We start from the raw sequence: 19,376 nt of genomic DNA, 5'->3' as shown, positions 1-19,376 counted from the left end.
ACAGCCACGCGAGGCGTGGGGATGGCACTGTTTTACTGGCCACTCGGACGGAGCACGGTCGAGTGACATCATGCGTGTCGGGCCAATGCCATATGTCTTGCATGAAAGCCCCGTATGGTATGCGCTGGAGGCGTACGCCCAGCACCGCTAGACTATCCCTTTTTTACATTCCAGTGCCAGGCTTTGGGCGGAAAAGTGTCTTCAATCGCCGACATTTTAGAAAAAGCTGGATAGATAGGGGATGTCATTGGTCACCCACGATCGTATTTTCGACGGCCTGGCCGACAAGTTTGAACGTGGCCTCTACGGGACGCCGCGAGGAACGATTCGTCTGGCGGTGCTGGAGCACGTGTTATCGCACGAACTGCCCACCGATGGGCGTCCTGCATTGGATGTGGGCGCCGGTCTGGGCCAAATGAGCATGTGGCTGGCGCAGCGCGGCCATGCGGTGACCATGGTCGAGCCCTCGCGGGACATGCGCGAGCGTGCCATCGCGAACATAAGTGGCCTGGCTGTCACGCCCGTCGATGCCCCTTGGCAGGCATTGCCGGAACGCGCACCGGGACCTTGGGGGCTGATCGTATGCCATGCGGTTCTGGAGTGGTTGGCGGCCCCGGAGGCTGCCTTCACGCAACTCGCCACATTGCTGGCGCCGGGCGGGTATCTGTCGCTGATGGTCTTCAACCGCGATGCATTGCGGTTCTCCAACGTGATCAAAGGCAATCTGGATAAGGCACTCGACGATCGGCTGGAAGGGCTCGGCAAACGCCAGCGCCTGACGCCAATCTCCCCGCTCACCGATGCCCAGGTGCGTGCATGGAGCGCGGAGGCAGGACTATCGTTGGTCTCGGTCACCGGCGTGCGTATCTTTCATGACTATCTAGCCGATCGCGATGTCTCGCTCGATAAGCTCCTCGAGCTCGAGTGCCGTCATTGTCGGCAAGACCCCCACTGGCGGCTGGGTCGTTACCTGCATTATACACTCTTCAAACCGGAGACCGCGTCATGAGCGCCGAGACGCCCCCTTGTCAATTGCTCGAGCGTCAGTCGGAGACGTACCGCGACTGGTTGTGGGTCGCGCCGCCTCACGACGCATGGCTCAACACCGTGGGCGGCAGTGTGTGGAGTGCCGATGCCGCGATTTGCCACGCCTGGCGCGCGCGCGGACGTCCCGTGCATGCTGAGCTGGCACCGACGTTGACCGCGCCGGTGCCCGGCGCGGTGCTGTTCTGGCCCAAGACGCATGCGTTGGGCGAGTGGTGGTTGCTGGCGCTGTGTGCCGCGCTTCCCGAGGGGACGCCGTTGCAGGTCGTCGGCGAGCACCAGGGCGGGGTCAAGCGTGTGCTCAAGTCGTTGGCGGCACTGGGGCTTGGGTGCCGCAAGGTGGATAATGCGCGACGTTGCACGTTGTATGCCACGCGTACGGCGCCGCTGTCGCTGTCACCGGACGCGGCCTGGACCACGTTCGAGGCCGCGGGGCTCAACGTGGCGAGCCATCCCGGCGTATTCGGTCATGGCAAGCTCGACGACGGCACGCGCTTGCTGCTCGAGACATTGCCCGGCGCGCTCGGTGACCCGGCGGGGCGTCATCTGCTCGATATGGGATCTGGTGATGGCATTCTCGCTGCCTGGCTGGGGATACGAGGTGCAAGCGTCTCGGCGGTGGATAGCAACGCCTTCGCGGTGGCCGCGACGCGCCGCACGCTAGAGGCCAACCGGGTGGCGGGGAACGTGTGGCAGAGCGATGTCTTCGGCGACGTGACGGGGCCATTCGACGCGATCGTCAGTAACCCACCTTTCCACCAGGAGCGTGCCGTCGACTACGGTCCGGCGGCGCGCTTGATACGCGAGGCACCCGACAAGCTGGTGCGGGGTGGCAGCCTGATTCTGGTCGCCAACGCCTTCTTGCCGTATCCCCGTGTGTTGGCAGACACCTTCGGTGACGTCACGACCCTCGCAGACGACCGGCGGTTCCGGGTTTATCGCGCCATCAAGCGTTAGAGGGCGTTTACAAAACAGGCGAGCGAAGTCAAGACAAGGCAAAATTGGCTGAAATAACGGAGTTTACGTGGGGTAAATGAGTATTTTGAGGCCGATTTTAACGCTGGATTGTCGAGTGCAGCCCTTTTGTAAACACCCTCTTAGCGCATCTTTCAAAACGCTGAAAGCATGGATGTCGAGGCGGTTGCAGCACTCGGCGGTGAAGGGCGTTGTCAGGCATCGGGATCGGCGTAGGCGATATCCGTGATGACATAGGTGGTGTCGCCGGCCGGGGCGTTGACGGTAACGTCCTCGTCGAGTCCCTTGCCGAGCAAGGCGCGGGCGAGCGGGGCATCGACGCTGACCCAATGCCTGTCGGTGTCGGTTTCGTCGTGGCCGACGATGCGAATCGCCAGTTCCTCGCCGTCTTCATCCTCGAGCGTGACATAGGCGCCAAAGTATACCCGTGAGGTGTCGGCGGGCAGACGGTCGACGACCTGCACCTCGTCCAGGCGCTTGCCGAGATAGCGAATGCGCGCGATGACACGGTTGAGTTCTTTCTTGTTGTAGGTGTAATCGGCGTTTTCGCTGCGGTCTCCCTGAGCGGCGGCTTCGCCGACCTTGGCGGACAGCGCGGGACGTTTGACACGGGAAAGATGCTCATGGATGCCCTTGAGCCGAGCATAGCCCTGTGCCGTGATCAGCGGACTCTTCTTTTCCTGGCGCGGGTCCTTGGCGGGGTCGCGCCAGCGGGTCATGTTGCGGCCTTTCATGCCTACCTCCAGAGCGTGGAATGCTTACCCTACGCAAGCCTTGCCGGCACGCCAACCCCGCTGCCCATTGCACGGCTCGTCGAGACGATGCCTTGCCCTACGACGAATCGACTTAGCGGTTGATTCAAACGTTCGTTACATTTCAGGGCGAGTGAACATGCCTACTATCGCAACGGCGCAGCACGCCAGGAGGTTGTCATGCAGCATCGTCAAGTCGCGGGAACCAACCGTCGATACCGTTTCATATCGGCACGTCTTCATGTGGTCTTGTGCGCCGTGTTGATCGGCACGTTCAGTAGCGCTCTGGCGTGGGCCGACGCCGCGTCTGTCGCTGTGTATCCACTGATGTCGCGATGGGGAAACGTCGAGTACGGGATGCAGGGCGCGGCACAGGAAAAGGCGCTGGCAAGCCTGGCACAGGAAGCCGATGCGCTCGCCGGTGCGCATCCCGACGATCCGCATGTGTTGACGGCCAAGGGCGTGATCCTTGCCTCCTACGCCAAGGCGAAGGGTGGCCTGGGGGCATTGGATCTGGCGACGCGCGCACGCAAGGCGCTGGAACATGCCATCGCGCTCGATCCGCGCGGCGATGACGGCGCCGCCTATGTGACGCTGGGAGCGCTTTACGATCGTGCGCCGGGCTGGCCGATATCGTTCGGTGACGACGACAAGGCCGGTGAACTGCTGCGACGCGCACTGAAAATTCGCCCCCAAGGCATCGACACGCATTATTTCTATGCCACCTATCTTCGCGACGAGGGACGCCTTGCCGAGGCCCGTCGCCACGCGCAGCAGGCCGTGAACGGCCAAGCCCGCAAGGGGCGTGATTCTGACCAGGCGTTGCGCGAGAAAGCGCGACGGCTATTGGACGAATTGTCATAGATGATGCCCGGCGCGGTTGGCATTGCCATGCTGCGTCGGGATAATGAGGCGCATTGTGCCGTGTATCGGGACGACGCGCCTTGGCGCCTGTCGCCTCGTGTGCGGTTTTACTGTCAGGAGGCGTCATGGCCGAACAGTTCTCCCCCTACACGCCGCGTTATGCGCATGAATCGGTCGAAGAACGCTTCGATGAAACGTTGCAGACGGGATTTTTCAGTCTCGAGCGGCGTCATTACCGGCATCGTCGTTTCGATGGCCGATGGAGCGAGCGAGTCATCCGCGAAGTCCATGTGCGCCACGATGCGGTTGGTGTGCTGCTTTACGATCCGCAGCGCGATGGTGTGGTGCACGTCGAGCAGATACGTGCCGGCGCACTGGACGATCCGCGCAGTCCCTGGAAATTGGAGCCTGTGGCCGGGTTGGTCGACGCAGGTGAAACCACCGCCGAGGTCGCCCGTCGTGAGGCGCAAGAAGAAGCCGGGTGCGATATCGGCGAGTTGATCGAGCTCTATACGTACTATCCGAGCCCCGGCGCGTGCACGGAGCGGGTCACCTTGTTCTGTGGACTGGTGGATAGCGACGGCGTGGGTGGCGTGCACGGACTCGAGAGCGAGCATGAAGACATTCAGGTCCACGTGCTGTCCTTTGCTCAGACGTGGGCACTGCTCGAGCAAGGCGTCATCGACAACGCGATGTCCTTGATCGCCTTGAACTGGTTGGTGCGTGAGCGCGCCTCACTACGGGCAAGGAGGTAGAGGATGGCGAAAACAGCCTATGTCAACGACCTCAAGTCCCTGCAGGGCGAATGCACGGCCAATTACCTGCGCCTGAGTCGCCTGCTCGGTGACATGGAGGCCGGTGACACTCGTGAGGTCGCCCTGGCCGGCGAGCATCACCGCTACGGCTCGCTATGGCTGGAAGTGCTCGAATGCGCGCCTTACACCACCATTTGTCGAGTGTCGCAGAGTGGCGTATTGGACGGCATCATCGAGTCGCCGCGCATGCGCGTGCATCTGTATCACGATGCACGCATGGCGGAAGTCACCGACTTCCAGCGCCAGCGGCATTTCCATGGTCGCTATCGCTATCCCAATGCCCGCATGCATCAGCCCGATGAAAAGCTCCAGCTCAATCGGTTCCTGGGGGAGTGGCTGGAGCATGGCTTGGCCCACGGACTGACCGCGGACATGCCGGAGCTGCCTTGATGCGCCTGATCCAGATCAGCGATTGCCATCTCTGCGCCAATCCCGAGGCACGCTCGCGCATTGGCTATCCGCTACGCCAGTTGCGTGCCGTCGTCGCTCAAGCGCAGCAATTGCGCCCTGACATCGTGCTGGTGACCGGCGATATCGGCCACGACGAATCCCCGGCCGCGTATCGCCATGCCTTCGAGACCTTCACTGAATTCCAATGCCCCTGGTTCTGGATGACCGGCAATCATGACCATCCGGCGTTCATGGAGGAGTTGCATCCTTTCCACGACGAACTCGACCTTGGCGAGTGGCGCCTGTTGTTGCTGGATTCCCGCATACCCGGCCAGGCTGGGGGAGAGCTGGGCCAAGCCGCCTTGCAGGACCTGGCCGTGCGCCTCGAAGAGGATGATCGTCCTACGCTGCTGGCCATGCACCACCCACCCCTGTCGGTCGGCTCGGCGTGGATGGATGCGCTGGGGCTGGCGGACCGCGAAGCGCTATGGCAGACGCTGGCTGCCTATGCTCAGGTGCGGGCGGTGCTGTGCGGACATATTCATCAGGCTTTTGCGGCACGCCATGGCGACATTGCCGTTTATGGCTGCCCCGCGACGGCCGATCAGTTTCTTCCTCGGCAACATGATTTCACGCTCGACGAAGCCTCTCGCCCCGGCTTTCGGGTAGTCGATCTGGTGGGGCAGCGGTTGTCGACCTGGGTCGAGCGCGTCGACCTTTGAGCGTAGCCGTCATAGCCAATTTTTATTCCTATTCGTACTTAAAAGATATTTCTTAATTCTTTGACGTTATCGTGTGTCACTGGGTACCGTGAGCGCCATGACGCGTAGAGTAACGGGCCATGAGCCTGTTGGTCGGCAGCATCGTCATCGGGCTCGTACCGCTGGTGTGGGGATTTTGAACAAAGGTGGAAGAGCGCCGCTTCGCGGCTGGAAGCTAGAAGAGGGAAGAAACCCCAAGATCAAGGCCAAGGTATCGAGGGGTTGCAGTTGTGTTTTCTTCCTTCTTACGTCTTCCCTCTTATGTCTTACGTCTTACTTCTTCCATCTCTGGCTTTCAAATCGCCTCAACACCCGTTTCTAACAACCAAGGTTTTCAGATGTCTGAGATAACTCCCGAACGCCAGACCCATCTCAAGCAGCTTGAGGCGGAGTCGATCCGTATCATCCGCGAGGTGGCCGCCGAATTCGCCAACCCGGTGATGCTGTATTCCATCGGCAAGGATTCGTCGGTGATGCTGCATCTGGCGCGCAAGGCGTTTTACCCCGGCACGCCGCCGTTTCCGTTGATGCACGTCAACACCACCTGGAAGTTCCGCGAGATGATCGAGTTTCGTGATCGCATGGCGTCCGAGGTGGGCATGGAGTTGATCGAGCACATCAACCAGGAAGGCGTCGAGGCGGGCATCAACCCGTTCGATCACGGCAGTGCCAAGCATACCGACATCATGAAGACCCAGGCGCTCAAGCAGGCGCTGGACAAGCATGGCTTCGATGCGGCCTTCGGCGGCGCGCGCCGCGACGAAGAAGCCTCCCGCGCCAAGGAGCGCGTCTACTCCTTCCGCGACAAGCACCACCGCTGGGACCCCAAGAACCAGCGTCCGGAGTTGTGGAACATCTACAACGGCAAGATCAACAAGGGCGAGTCGATCCGCGTCTTCCCGCTCTCCAACTGGACCGAGCTGGATATCTGGCAGTACATCTATCTGGAATCGATCCCCATCGTCCCGCTGTATTACGCCGCCCCGCGTCCGGTGGTCGAGCGCGACGGCACCTGGATCATGGTCGACGACGAGCGCATGCCGCTGGAAGAAGGCGAGGTTCCCGAAGAGAAATGGGTCCGCTTCCGCACCCTGGGCTGCTACCCGCTCACCGGCGCCGTGGAATCGAAAGCCGACACGCTGCCCGAGATCATCCAGGAAATGCTGCTGACCAAGACCAGCGAACGCTCCGGCCGCACCATCGACAAGGATCAGGCGGGGTCCATGGAACGCAAGAAGCGGGAGGGGTACTTCTGAGCCGAAGGCTCAGAAGAGCCGGAAGTCGGAAGCTAGAAGCTGGAAGAAAAACCACTAGCTCCTGCCATTGGGGCGTGGTTTTGACTTTGGGGTCTCTTCCAGCTTCAAGCTTCCAGCCGCGCAGCGGCGCTCTTCAAGCTTGTTCGGGAAGTTAGAAGAAAAAGCAAATAGACATCTTATGGACTTCGAAAAACTTCAGGTTTGGAAGCGTTCTGCCAGGCTGTCGGCAGAGCTTTATAAGTCGATGCGCGACCTGCGGGACTTCGGTTTCAAGGATCAGATTACGCGATCCGGGCTTTCGGTACCCAGCAACATTGCAGAAGGGATGACGCGAGGAACACCTAAGGACAAGCGTCACTTTCTCCTGATTGCGAAGGGCTCATGCGCTGAGCTCAGAACACAAATCTACATCGGTATCGACATTGGCTACATCGATAAAGCGTGCGGGAACCGGTGGTTACAGGAAACACATGAGGTTGCCGCCATGCTTTCGGGGCTGATCGGCAAGCTTGCTAACGAATGAATCGGCAGGAAGCTACGTGGGGTTGGGGGTTCTTCCAGCTTCTAGCTTCCAGCTTTCAGCTATGGGAATGGGTATGTCACACCAATCGAATTTGATCGCCGAGGATATCGAGTCCTACCTGCACGAGCATGAAAACAAGGATCTCTTGCGCTTCATCACCTGCGGGAGCGTCGACGACGGCAAGTCGACCCTGATCGGACGCCTGCTGCACGATTCCAAGATGATCTACGAGGATCAGCTGGCGGCGATCACCCAGGCTTCCAAGACCAGCGGCACCACCGGCGACCAGGTCGACCTGGCACTGCTCGTCGACGGCCTGCAGTCCGAGCGCGAGCAGGGCATCACCATCGATGTCGCCTATCGGTACTTCTCCACCGACAAGCGCAAGTTCATCATCGCCGACACTCCCGGGCACGAGCAGTACACCCGCAACATGGCCACCGGTGCGTCCACGGCCAGCCTCGCGGTGATCCTCATCGACGCCCGCCACGGCGTGCAGACCCAGACCCGGCGGCACAGCTTCATCGCCGATCTGCTAGGCATCCAGCACCTGGTGATCGCGGTCAACAAGATGGACCTGGTCGATTATTCCCAGGCACGCTTCGACGAGATCGTCGCCGAGTACCGCGACTTCGCCGCCAAGCTCAATGCCCCGGACATCCACTTCGTGCCGCTGTCCGCGCTGGAAGGCGACAATGTCGTCAACAAGAGCGAGGCCATGAGCTGGTACGAGGGGCCGGCGCTGCTCGAACTGCTCGAGACCGTCGAGGTCACCCACGATCAGAACCTCACGGATCTGCGGTTGCCGGTGCAGTACGTCAACCGCCCGCACCTCGACTTCCGCGGCTACTGCGGCACGCTCGAGGCCGGCATCCTGCGGCCGGGTCAGGCGGTCAAGGTGCTGCCCTCCGGCAAGCGCTCCACGGTGGCGCGCCTCGTCACTTTCGACGGCGATCTCGAGGTGGCGTATCCGGGGCAGGCGATTACCGTCACGCTCGACGACGAGATCGATATCTCGCGGGGCGACTGGCTGGTGGCCGCCGACGCCGAGGTGCCGCTGGCCGACGCCTTCGAGGCGGACATCGTGTGGATGCACGATACCGCGCTGGAGCCCGGACGGCTGTACGACCTCAAGCTCGCCACGCGGGACCTGGCGGGCAAGATCAGCCGGATCGACTACCAGATTGACGTCAACACGCTCGAGCACCACGCCGCCGAGAATCTGGGGCTCAACGCCATCGGCCGTTGCCGTGTCGAGGTCGCCGGTACGCTCCCGGTGGACGACTACCGCGTGAGCCCCGGCACCGGCAGCTTCATCGTCATCGACCGGCTGACCAACGTGACCGTGGGCGCGGGCATGGTGCGTGGTGCCGCCGAAGGGACCGGTACGGGCACTGGCGAGGTGGATTGGCAAGCCTTCGAGGTCGAATTCAATGCCTTGATCCGTAAGCATTTCCCGCATTGGGAAGCAAAAGACGTGCGCACGCTGCTGGGACGCTGATAGTCGTCCGCCCGGCCTATTTGATGCCCTTTCTCGTCATGCGGGAAAGGGTATTTTGCATCGGGGGGTGGGGGAAGTGCCATCAGACAGGCGTCGCGCGACGAAAGTACGCGGTATCGAGGTCGCACTCGATCATGAGGCGGCTTATCATGAGTCACTCGCATTCATTGAGGACACGGTGAGGTATGCATAACGTCGATTGGCAGCTTGAGGAAATCGTGACGCAGTTGAAAGCTACCCGCGAAACCTGGCGCGAGCGTCATGGACGTTCGCGCGAGCGTGGTTGTCGTGAACTGCCGTCGCGGAGTGCCATTCGCGCCATTACCGACGACTTGATCGGGGCGTTGTTTCCGATGCGCCTCGGGCCCAGTGACCTGCGTCGCGAGAGCGAAGACTTCTACGTCGGTCACACGCTGGATGCCACCCTCAATGCGTTATGCCACGAGGTGTGCCTGGAGCTTAAGTACATCGCCCGGCAATTGGGGCAGGATGCCAGCGATACCGAGGCGCGCGCGGTGGCCATCGTGCAGGGGTTCGCAGCCGACTTGCCTGAGCTGCGCCGCCGCCTCGATGCCGATGTGATGGCGGCCTATCATGGTGATCCGGCAGCGCGTAGCGTCGATGAGGTGCTGCTGTGCTATCCGGGGGTGCATGCGGTCATCCATCACCGTATCGCCAACTACTTCTACCAGGAGGATCTTTCGTTGCTGGCGCGGATGATCGCGGAAATCGCGCATTCGGATACGGGCATCGATATCCACCCGGGAGCCACGGTCGGCGAGGGGTTCTTCATCGATCACGGGACGGGCGTGGTCATCGGCGAAACCGCAATCATCGGCAACAACGTGCGTCTTTATCAGGCGGTGACACTGGGGGCCAAGCGCTTTCCGGCGGACGAGCGTGGCCACCTCGAAAAAGGCCTGCCGCGCCATCCCATCGTCGAAGACGACGTGGTCATCTACGCTGGGGCCACGATCCTCGGGCGGATCACCATCGGCAAGGGCTCGATCATCGGCGGCAATGTCTGGCTGACACGCGACGTGGAGCCGGGCAGCAACGTGACGCAGGCCAACCTGCAAAGCGGTCCCTGCCCGTGATACGGCAGGGGCAGACGGGTATCGCGACGCGCGGCTTCGGCCGCGCGTCGTCGTTCGTGGGTCCCCGTTCACTGCGCCGATGCGTCGCTTCCCGCTTCCCTTTTTGACGCCCCCGTTAGTCCGCTAACATATCGTCAGCGAGTCTCAATATCGGTATAGTGTGCGCGCTTACCAGATTGAGATGACAAATGTATAACGATTCCGTGACGCTATCGCGTTGGCAGCATTGGCGCGAATTGAACCGCCAGCTCTGGCGCCTTGGGTTGGTCGGTGTGGCAAGCCTGACCTTGATGCGTGTTCTGCTGTGGCAATTGAATGCACCTTCAACCCTGGACGTCCCCACCGGCGAGATATGGCAAGCCTTCTGGATGGGGATGCGTTTCGATGCCAAGATCATGGCGGTCTTGCTGGGGCCATGGCTGATAGTGGCCACGGCGTTGCTCCCCTTCCCGCGCATCCTTCTGGCCGGCTGGCGTCGCTTGTGGCTGGTCTGGGCCATCGCGATCATGGTCTTGGTCAATCTTCTGGCGTTGATCAATCATTTCTTTTTCAATTTTTATCAGGGGCCGATCAATTCGCTGATCTTCGGGCTGTTCGAAGACGACACCCAGGCGGTGCTGGAGACGATCTGGAGCGATTATCCTTTTATTCCCTTGTTGATCGCCTTGATCGGCATGACGGGAACCCAGATTGCCCTGATGCGGCGCGGCCGTCGGCATGCCCGGCGTCGACTGGGATGGCGTCGTGCCACGCTGGTGGTGATCGCATCCTGGGTGGCATTGATCGGATTGGGGCGCGGCACTCTGGGGACGTTTCCATTGCGCGAGATGCATATGTCGGTGTCGGCGAATGCCTTCGTCAACGACCTGGTGCCCAGCGGCCCCGAAGCGCTTTATCTGGCCTGGAAGGAGCGTCAGGCCAACCGGATCGGTGACGATCCGCAGTCGGGGCTGGCGCGTTACGGCTTCAGCTCCCCGATGGCGGCGGCAGAGGCACTGGGTTGGCCACAGGCTAATAGCCCACAGGCGGTTCTCGACCACATGATCGAAACGACCCCCACGCTTCCCATAGCAAAAGAGGAACCGCCACATGTCGTACTGAGTGTGATGGAAAGCTGGGGACGTCATCCGTTGGATTTCGACGATGCCGAGTATAACGATCTACTGGGCCGCTTGCGTCCCTGGGTGAAGGAAAAGGCGGATTTTTTTCCGCATGCCTTGTCGTCGGGAAACGGAACGCATCCTTCCCTGGAAGGTCTCCTCTTCGACACGCCGATCAGTCCATTGACGCAAAGTCGCTATGGCTATCGTCAGTATTCGACGTCGACGGTGCTGCCGTATGAACGGGCGGGCTATCACACCGTCTTTCTGACCGCAGGTTCGACGCAGTGGCGTGATCTTGACGATGCGCTGATGCGCCAAGGTTTCGATGATGTATTGGGCGAAAGCGCGATCCGTGAGCGCTTCCCCGCGGCCAAAGGCAGCACCTGGGGGCTCTATGACGAGTGGATGTTTCGTTACGCCGAGGAGCTTCTACAGCAAGCCGAGGCCAACGACGAGAAGCTGATGCTGGTGATGCTCTCGATCACCAATCACCCGCCTTACCGGATTCCCGAGCATTACGATCCCGCCCCCCTGAATGTCTCGCGTCTTGGCGATGAACTGGCCGTCTCGACGGAGTTGGGCACCTCGATTCTCGAAACCTATCAATACGCCAATGACAGTATGGGGCGCTTCCTGAATCATCTCGAAGCCGATGGATTGATGGACCATACGCTGTTCGCGGCCACCGGTGATCACAATACGCGCTCGCTCATTCAGTACCCCGATGGACATGATCTGTTCGATCAATTCGGCGTGCCGATTCTGATGTGGATTCCACCGGCCTACCGAAATGGTGGCGAGGCGCAGGTCGACGACTGGACCAGCCATCGGGATATCTTCCCGACGCTATGGGCGCATTCACTGTCCAATGCTCAGGTGCCGTGGATGGGGCGCGATCTGTACACGCCACAAGCAGCGCCGATGGCACTGACATTCAATCGCCAGGATGGTGGACGAGGTGTCATGGTCAGCGACGCTGGCGCTGCCACGCGTCTCGCCGACCCGACTTATTACCGCTGGTCGGGCGACGCGTTGCAGTCGGTGGCGTCTCCCTCGCGAGCCCTCGAGGAGCAGACGCAGCGCGCACGGGCGCGTATGGCGCTGGAAGACTGGCGCATACGGCGTGAGGCCCTGCAGGCCGACGCGGGCGCCGCCGATTGACGTCAAGGCCTGGCATCCTGCGCCTTGGGATGTGATGTCTCCGGCTCCGGCGTTACCTGCACCTTCAGCACATGGCGCACCGAGGGCGACAGGTCGGCGCAGCGTGTGCCGGCATCCATCCACCACACGCGGTCGCAGCATGCGAGGCTGGCATCGCATTGACTGACGACCGGCACGATGCACAGGCGATGGCGCCGGGAAACGGCGCTCAGGTCGACCAAGAGCCGCTGCTCTTCATCGGGGGCGAGAGGCTCGAGATCGAGCAGCAGGATACCGTTGTCACGGCGCTGGCGACAGGGACAGTGGGGGGCCGCCGAGACTTGGCACAGCGCCCGTGCGATCATCGCGCGCTGAGCATTCGCGGGATCGAGTGTCCCCAGAGGGCGGTCGCTCATGGCTTGCAGATCGAGCGCCTTGAGTGCCGTCTCCACCGCCAGCGGCAGGCAGGGCGGTGATGAGGCACCGTGTTGCGTGACGCGCGAGCATCCCTCCAGCAGGCCCAGTCCGATCAGGTCGCGTATGCGCCAATCGGCCATGTTTTGCGGCGGCGCGAGGACATGCGCGATGCGCTGGGCACGATAGGTGCTGGGCCAGCAGTGCAGCGGCTGTCCGTCGAGGCAGATACTGCCCCGCGTGGGGCGGTAGAGGCCGGCGAGCAAGCCGATCAAGGTGCTCTTGCCGGCGCCATGCGGTCCGCAGATACCGAGCAATTCGCCGGGCACCAGGCGGCCGCTGAACGGCACCAGGCGTGGCGCCTCATCCAAGGCCGTGTTGAAGAGCGACAGCATGATGAGTCTCCTACGACATCGATAATGATAAGTATTATCGTTCGCGTGCCGAAGAAGCGCAAGTCACGCTGGCTTGCGTGCCACCAGAACGGCCCGTCGTGGTGCCGGATAGCCTTCCCGGGTCAGCGTCGCATCCTCGGGATCGAGAAAGTCGGCCAGTGAGTGGAAGCTCATCCACTCGGTGCTGCGCTGTTCTTCCAGCGATGTCGGGGCCTCGTCGACGACACGGACGTCCTCGAAGCCACAGCGTCGTAGCCAGTGCGCAAGCGCCTTTGATGAGGGCAGGAAATACACGTTGGGCATGGCGGCATAGCGTTCGCCGGGCATGAAGACCGTATTCGCGTCGCCTTCGACCACCAGCGTCTCGAGGACGAGCTCGCCCCCCGGGCGCAGGGTATCGCGGAGCTGCATCAGGTGCTCCAGGGGAGAGGGGCGGTGGTAGAGCACCCCCATCGAGAAGGTAGTGTCGAACGCGTCGAGTTGCGGGGGAACGTCCTCGATACCGACGGGCAGGAAATGCGTGCGCCATGCGTCGGCATCACCCACGAAATGACGCACCGCCTGAAATTGATAATAGAAGCGTGGCGAGGGGTCGATAACCAGCACCAACGCTGCGCCGGCCCCGGCCATGCGCCAAGCGTGGTAGCCATTGCCGCCGCCGACATCCAGCACGCGGCGTCCTTCGAGTGGTGACAGGTGCGGTGCGACACGCTGCCATTTCCAGTCCGAGCGCCATTCGGTATCGATATGGATGCCGCCCAGGGTGTAGGGTCCCTTGCGCCAGGGCATCAACTTGCGCAACAGGTTCTCGCACTGACGCTGTTGACTCTCGGTGAGTGCGAGATCGACACGCACGCTGTCGCTGTCGAGCGCGACATCACGTGCCTCGGGCAGCGTGGGCAGTTTGGCGACGGCCTTTTCCCAGGCGGCCAGGTCGCCGAAGCGCTTGCGGTCCAGGCCAGCGGCGAGTTGCGCGGGCAGGCGGGCGACCCATTCGCTCAGGCCGTGATCGAGCAAGGCATCGAACAGGGCACGCTGGGCAGGGGGCAGAGAGCGATCAGGCATCCTTGAACGCGACCATTGAAGCGAAATTGAGATACTGAAACCAGGTGCTGACACGGGTGAAGCCGGCCTCGTGCAGGCGCTCGTGGTGTGCGTCGAGGGTGTCCGGCACCAGCACGTTTTCCAGGGCGGTACGCTTCTGGCTGATTTCCATGTCGCTGTAGCCGTTGGCGCGCTTGAAATCGTGGTAGCGTTCCACCAGCCAGGCGTTTTCCTGCTCGTCGGGCAGCACGATCTTCTCGGAAAGCACCAGCACGCCGCCGGGCTCGAGGGCGGCGTACAGGCGCTCGATGACCGCTCGCCGGTCTTCCGGGGGCAGGAACTGCAACGTGAAGTTGAGCACGATCATGCCGGCGGGTTGATAGTCGACATGGCGGATATCGCCCTCGACGATATCGATGCGATGATCGGGGCATTCCTCGCCGAGCGTTTCACGCGCCCGGGCGACCATCGTCGGCGACAGGTCGACGCCGGTCAGGGTGAAGGCCTCCGGTGGCAAGCGGCCGGCGAGCGCCAGACTCACGGCGCCCAGCGAGCAGCCCAGATCATAGACGTGGGCGCCGAAACGCAGATGACGTTCGGCGATCAGGCCCAGCATGCCGAGGATCTGGCCATAGCCGGGCACCGAACGGCGAATCATGTCGGGGAAGCAGGCCACGACCTGTTCGTCGAAGGAAAAGTTGGCCACCCGGTCGAGGGGTGTCGAAAAGATCGCGTCACGGTAAGATGCGTCACTCATGAGCCAGTCAATCGTGTCGAGGCGTGGCCGAGGCCACAGGAAGTGGCAGTATTGTACGCGCCGCGTCATGGCTCTGCATCCGCAGGGGCCTCTGCGGCATCAGCGGGCCGTCAGCGAGCTTGTCAAGGAGAGTACGCTTCATGAGCCAGTCAACCATGATCCACCATTCGCCGGCCTGGCAAAGGCTCGTCGCGCATGCCGCCGACATGCGCGACGTGCATCTAACGAGCCTGTTCACCGAGCATTCCGGTCGTCATGCGCGTTTCACCCGACGCGGCGCAGGGCTGACGTTGGACCTGTCCAAGCATCGCTGGCGTGACGAGACGCTGGCGATGCTGCTCGAACTGGCCCGCGAGGCGGACCTCGAGCGCGCCATTGCGCGCTTGCAGAACGGTGAGCGCGTCAACCTGTCCGAAGATCGTCCGGCACTGCATACCGCGCTGCGCTTGCCGCCGGAGGCCCGTCTGGTGGTCGAAGGCGAGGACGTCGTGCCCGACGTGCATGACACGCTGGCGCGCATGCAGGCGATGGTCGAAAAATGTCACGCGGGACAATGGCGCGGTGCCACGGGGCGACCGATCACCGATGTGGTGAATCTCGGCGTGGGCGGCTCCGACCTGGGGCCGCTGATGGTCACCCATGCGCTGGCCGATTACCGGCCACGCGACGTGCACCAGGTCGATATTCATTTCGCCTCGACCATGGACGGCTCGCAGCTCGCCGATTACTTGACTCGCTTCAATCCCGCCACGACGCTGTTCGTGCTGTCGTCGAAGTCGTTTACCACCATCGACACGCTGTCCAACGCTTCGACCGCGCGCGACTGGTTGATGACGCGCCTGGCCGACGGCGGTCAGGACACCGAGATGGGCGAGCTGGTGATGCGCCAGCATTTCGTCGGTGTCTCGGCCAAGCCCGAGAAGATGAGCGAGTGGGGTATCGATCCGCGTCATCAACTGCGCTTCTGGGAATGGGTCGGCGGGCGTTATTCGCTGTGGGGCGCCATCGGGTTGCCCATCGCCCTGGCGGTGGGGATGGAAAACTTCCGCGAGCTGCTGGCGGGGGCCCACGAGATGGACCGTCATTTCCGCGACACGCCCCTAGAAGACAACTTGCCGGTGCTGCTGGCGCTGGCGGGGATCTGGAACGTGAACTTCCTCGACGTGCGTGCGCATTCGATTCTGCCCTACGATGGCCGGCTCGAGTATTTCGCCAGCTATCTCGAACAGCTGGAGATGGAATCCAACGGCAAGTCGGTCACCAATGACGGCGAGATCACGCCGTATTCCACCTGTCCGGTACTATGGGGACAGCTTGGCCCCAATGCGCAACATGCCTTCTATCAGCTGCTGCACCAGGGGACCCAGGCGGTGGAGTGCGATTTCATCGCGCCGGTACGTCGTTACGATCGGGTGGAAGACCCCGCCACGCGCGCCCACCTCAAGGCCCAGCACCGCTTGACGCTGGCCAACTGCATCGCCCAGTCGCGGGTCTTGATGCTGGGCGACGAGGCCTTGCCCAGCGATGCCCCGCGTCCCAGCCACAAGCGCTATCGCGGCAACCAGCCCTCGACCACGTTGCTGCTCGACCGCCTGACGCCGCGCACGCTGGGGTCGTTGATCGCGCTCTACGAGCACAAGGTGTTCGTGCAGGCCACGATCTGGGACATCAATCCCTTCGACCAGTGGGGCGTGGAGCTGGGCAAGCAGATCGCCACCGAAACCGAGCAGATTCTGGCGTCGCGGCGTGGCGCCGAGGCGCTGGACGATTCCAGTCGTGGGTTGCTCGATGTCGTCTGGCAGGCGCAGGACGCGACATGAGGCTGGTTGTTTGTACAGTTTTTGCGGTATGCTGGTGACGCCCGTGGCGACTATGACGTCCGTGACCGACATTCTTTATCTGCACGGTTTCAACAGCGGCGCGGCGTCGCCCAAGGCGCAGCTGATCGCGGCCAGCTGCGAGCGTCTGGCCAGCGAAGGAGGGGGGGCACCTCGGTGCGTTACGCCGCAATTGCCGCACCGCCCCGATCAAGCCTTGGCCTGCGCCGAGCGCGAATTGCGTGCACTGGGCGAGGACACCTTGCTGATCGGCAGCTCGATGGGCGGGTTCCTGGCCACCTGTCTGGCCGAACGCGCCGGATTACGTGCGGTGTTGATCAATCCTGCGGTGCGGCCGGCGCGCCTGGTGGCGCAATGGGAGGGAGCGGCGTTCGAGAACCCCTACACCCATGAACGTTTCACCATCGACGCGCAACACGGCGCCGCGCTCGAGGCGATGACCCCGAGCGGTGTCATTGACCCGCGACGCTATCGCGTGCTGCTGGGCAGCGCCGACGAAACGCTGGATTGCCGTGATGCGCTGGCTTTTTATGCCGGTGCCTCGATGCTCGTGCATCCCGGCGGCGACCACGGCTTCAGCGCGCTGGCCGATTATCTGCCGGCCATTTTCGCGCACGGGGGGTGGACGCTACCCCCACGATCGCCAACGCGCTCTGACGAATCCACATAATGGACAACGCATGACGCAATACAGTGCCAGTTCCATCGAGGTCCTGTCGGGACTCGATCCGGTGCGCAAGCGCCCCGGAATGTACACCGATACCAGTCGCCCCAATCACCTCGCCCAGGAGGTCATCGACAACAGCGTCGACGAGGCGCTGGCCGGCCACGCGAGCCACATCCGCGTGCGCCTGCATGATGACGGCGGCATCGAGGTCTCCGATGACGGGCGTGGCATGCCCATCGACATGCACCCCGAGCATGGGGTCTCCGGCGTCGAGCTGATTCTGACCCGGCTGCACGCGGGCGGGAAGTTCTCGCAGTCGAGCTATCGCTTCTCGGGCGGCCTGCACGGAGTCGGGGTGTCGGTGGTCAACGCCCTGTCCCGGCGCCTGGAAATCGAGGTCTGTCGCGACGGCGACCGGCATGGCATGGCGTTCGCCCACGGCGACAAGGTGGAAGACCTCGCCGTCATCGGCAGCTGCCCCAAGAAGGCCAAGGGAACGGTGGTACGGTTCTGGCCGGACGAGAGCTATTTCGATAGCCCCAGGCTGGCGTTGCCGCGTCTCAAGCACTTGCTGCGCGCCAAGGCGGTTCTCTGCCCCGGACTCGAGGTCACGCTGACCGAGGCCGATGGTACCGAGAGCGTCTGGCAGTACGCGGATGGGTTGCGCGACTACCTGGCCCAGGCCACCGACGATGTCGAGACGTTGCCTTCCTCGCCGTTTCTCGGTCACTTCGAGGACGACGATCAGGGCGTCGACTGGGCCATCCAGTGGCTGCCGGAAGGCGGTGAGTTGCTGCAGGAATCCTACGTCAATCTGATCCCCACGCCGCTCGGCGGCACGCACGTCAACGGTCTGCGCTCCGGGCTGCTCGACGCGCTGCGTGAATTCTGCGAATACCGCAGCCTGTTGCCGCGCGGGGTCAAGCTGACCGGCGACGACCTGTGGGAGCGCGTCTCGTTCGTGCTCTCGGTGAAGCTGCTCGATCCTCAGTTTGCGGGCCAGACCAAGGAGCGACTCTCCTCGCGCGTGGTGGCGGGCTTCGTCTCCGGCGTGGTCAAGGATGCCTTCTCGCTGTGGCTCAATCACCATGTCGACCAGGCCGAGGCCCTCGCCGAGCTGGTGATCAATGCCGCGCAGCGGCGTCAGAAGAGCGCCAAGAAGGTCGCCCGCAAGAAAGTGACCTCCGGTCCCGCCTTGCCGGGCAAGCTCGCCGACTGTGCGGGGCAGGACCCGGCGGCGTCCGAGCTGTTTCTGGTCGAGGGCGACAGTGCCGGCGGCAGTGCCAAGCAGGCGCGCGATCGCGAGACGCAGGCGATCCTGCCGCTGCGCGGCAAGATCCTCAATACCTGGGAGGTCGAGGCGCACGATATCTACAGCTCCCAGGAGGTCCACGACATCGCCGTGGCCATCGGCATGGACCCCGGCAGTGACGATCTCACCAAGCTGCGTTATCACAAGATCTGCATCCTCGCCGACGCCGACTCCGACGGCCTGCACATCGCGACCTTGCTGTGCGCGTTGTTCGTGCGTCACTTCCCCGCGCTGGTGGATGCCGGGCACGTGTTCGTGGCCATGCCGCCGCTGTATCGCATCGACCTGGGCAAAGAAGTGCACTATGCCCTCGACGAAAGCGAGAAGGCTGCCATCCTGAAGCGTCTGGAAGGCAAACGCGGCACCCCCAACGTGCAGCGCTTCAAAGGCCTTGGCGAAATGAGCCCGCTTCAATTGCGTGAAACCACCATGGCCGCCGATACGCGCCGCCTGGTGCAGTTGACTCTCGCGGCGGATGACGGCACCCGCGAGATGATGGACATGCTGCTGGCGAAAAAGCGCGCCGGCGACCGCAAGAACTGGCTCGAGGACTACGGCAACCTCGCCGATATCGAGGTATGACCCGGCTCCGCCGGGAGGTTTAAGCGGTAAGTTTGAAGCTGGAAGAGGGAGCCCTTGCCTGGGGCCCTTCCAGCTTTGAGCTTCCAGCTCATCACAGAGGTTGAAGAGGGCACGGCCCTTGACGATGCCACGATCGTGAAAAAGGT

18 protein-coding genes are annotated in these 19,376 nt (G+C 62.5%); 14 read left to right on the top strand and 4 right to left on the bottom strand.

Going from position 1 to position 19,376, the window contains the following annotated elements:
• The first annotated feature begins 241 nt into the window (after positions 1–241).
• Both C8E00_RS13205 and C8E00_RS13200 read left to right on the top strand, forming a co-directional pair.
• Entirely contained in the window at positions 242–1,009 is a 768-nt protein-coding gene (locus C8E00_RS13205; protein ID WP_133697992.1) for a methyltransferase domain-containing protein, read from the top strand.
• Positions 1,006–2,001: a class I SAM-dependent methyltransferase gene (locus C8E00_RS13200; RefSeq protein WP_133697991.1), complete on the top strand. Its 996-nt coding sequence runs from the start codon at positions 1,006–1,008 to the stop codon at positions 1,999–2,001. The genes C8E00_RS13205 and C8E00_RS13200 overlap by 4 nt, the downstream gene beginning before the upstream one ends.
• A gap of 212 nt (positions 2,002–2,213) precedes the next feature.
• Here the strand turns inward: C8E00_RS13200 and greB are convergent, their stop codons facing one another.
• Positions 2,214–2,753: a transcription elongation factor GreB gene (gene greB / locus C8E00_RS13195; protein ID WP_133697990.1), complete on the bottom strand. Its 540-nt coding sequence runs from the start codon at positions 2,751–2,753 to the stop codon at positions 2,214–2,216.
• Between the two features lie 198 nt (positions 2,754–2,951).
• Between greB and C8E00_RS13190 the strand changes: the two genes are divergently transcribed.
• The 9 genes from C8E00_RS13190 to C8E00_RS13150 all read left to right on the top strand — a co-directional run bounded on the left by C8E00_RS13190 (position 2,952) and on the right by C8E00_RS13150 (position 12,242).
• Entirely contained in the window at positions 2,952–3,635 is a 684-nt protein-coding gene (locus C8E00_RS13190; RefSeq protein ID WP_208291936.1) for a tetratricopeptide repeat protein, read from the top strand.
• A 125-nt stretch (positions 3,636–3,760) separates the two neighbouring features.
• On the top strand, positions 3,761–4,390 hold the full coding sequence (locus tag C8E00_RS13185; protein ID WP_133697989.1) for an NUDIX domain-containing protein: 630 nt from the start codon (positions 3,761–3,763) through the stop codon (positions 4,388–4,390).
• 3 nt (positions 4,391–4,393) lie between these two features.
• The gene (locus tag C8E00_RS13180) at positions 4,394–4,840 is read left to right on the top strand and encodes a DUF1249 domain-containing protein (RefSeq protein WP_133697988.1); all 447 of its coding nucleotides are present in this window, start codon (positions 4,394–4,396) and stop codon (positions 4,838–4,840) included.
• A complete protein-coding gene (locus C8E00_RS13175) occupies positions 4,840–5,562 on the top strand; it encodes a metallophosphoesterase (RefSeq protein WP_133697987.1) in 723 nt (240 codons plus the stop codon). The genes C8E00_RS13180 and C8E00_RS13175 overlap by 1 nt, the downstream gene beginning before the upstream one ends.
• Before the next feature lie 377 nt (positions 5,563–5,939).
• Positions 5,940–6,857 carry a sulfate adenylyltransferase subunit CysD gene (gene cysD / locus C8E00_RS13170; protein WP_133697986.1) on the top strand — a complete coding sequence of 306 codons (918 nt, stop codon included), beginning with the start codon at positions 5,940–5,942 and terminating at the stop codon, positions 6,855–6,857.
• A gap of 178 nt (positions 6,858–7,035) precedes the next feature.
• Complete coding sequence (locus C8E00_RS13165) at positions 7,036–7,380, top strand: four helix bundle protein (protein WP_133697985.1); 345 nt, start codon at positions 7,036–7,038, stop codon at positions 7,378–7,380.
• Between the two features lie 73 nt (positions 7,381–7,453).
• On the top strand, positions 7,454–8,881 hold the full coding sequence (cysN, locus tag C8E00_RS13160; protein WP_133697984.1) for a sulfate adenylyltransferase subunit CysN: 1,428 nt from the start codon (positions 7,454–7,456) through the stop codon (positions 8,879–8,881).
• 185 nt (positions 8,882–9,066) lie between these two features.
• Complete coding sequence (gene epsC / locus C8E00_RS13155) at positions 9,067–9,978, top strand: serine O-acetyltransferase EpsC (RefSeq protein ID WP_133697983.1); 912 nt, start codon at positions 9,067–9,069, stop codon at positions 9,976–9,978.
• Between the two features lie 188 nt (positions 9,979–10,166).
• Positions 10,167–12,242 (top strand): LTA synthase family protein, encoded by a 2,076-nt coding sequence (locus C8E00_RS13150; RefSeq protein ID WP_133697982.1) that lies wholly within the window; start codon positions 10,167–10,169, stop codon positions 12,240–12,242.
• A gap of 2 nt (positions 12,243–12,244) precedes the next feature.
• Here C8E00_RS13150 and C8E00_RS13145 read toward each other — a convergent pair whose 3' ends face one another.
• The 3 genes from C8E00_RS13145 to cmoA form a co-directional block, all read right to left on the bottom strand.
• Positions 12,245–13,030: an ATP-binding cassette domain-containing protein gene (locus C8E00_RS13145; RefSeq protein WP_133697981.1), complete on the bottom strand. Its 786-nt coding sequence runs from the start codon at positions 13,028–13,030 to the stop codon at positions 12,245–12,247.
• 63 nt (positions 13,031–13,093) lie between these two features.
• Positions 13,094–14,095, bottom strand: a complete 1,002-nt coding sequence (gene cmoB, locus C8E00_RS13140; protein ID WP_133697980.1) for a tRNA 5-methoxyuridine(34)/uridine 5-oxyacetic acid(34) synthase CmoB — start codon at positions 14,093–14,095, stop codon at positions 13,094–13,096.
• Entirely contained in the window at positions 14,088–14,831 is a 744-nt protein-coding gene (gene cmoA / locus C8E00_RS13135; protein WP_133697979.1) for a carboxy-S-adenosyl-L-methionine synthase CmoA, read from the bottom strand. The genes cmoB and cmoA overlap by 8 nt, the downstream gene beginning before the upstream one ends.
• Positions 14,832–14,971: 140 nt before the next feature.
• Here cmoA and pgi point away from each other — a divergent pair, with 140 nt between their 5' ends.
• From pgi to parE, 3 genes are read left to right on the top strand one after another with little or no spacing between them, the layout of a single operon-like run.
• Complete coding sequence (pgi, locus tag C8E00_RS13130) at positions 14,972–16,651, top strand: glucose-6-phosphate isomerase (RefSeq protein WP_133697978.1); 1,680 nt, start codon at positions 14,972–14,974, stop codon at positions 16,649–16,651.
• 52 nt (positions 16,652–16,703) lie between these two features.
• Positions 16,704–17,339 carry a YqiA/YcfP family alpha/beta fold hydrolase gene (locus tag C8E00_RS13125; protein WP_243833199.1) on the top strand — a complete coding sequence of 212 codons (636 nt, stop codon included), beginning with the start codon at positions 16,704–16,706 and terminating at the stop codon, positions 17,337–17,339.
• Positions 17,340–17,349: 10 nt separating this feature from the next.
• Complete coding sequence (gene parE, locus C8E00_RS13120; protein ID WP_133697976.1) at positions 17,350–19,230, top strand: DNA topoisomerase IV subunit B; 1,881 nt, start codon at positions 17,350–17,352, stop codon at positions 19,228–19,230.
• Positions 19,231–19,376: the final 146 nt, after the last annotated feature.

Origin of the sequence: Chromohalobacter marismortui, from assembly GCF_004364315.1 — a bacterium.
Classification (GTDB): Bacteria; Pseudomonadota; Gammaproteobacteria; order Pseudomonadales; family Halomonadaceae; genus Chromohalobacter; species Chromohalobacter marismortui.
This window is presented reverse-complemented; position numbering and strand designations above follow the sequence as displayed.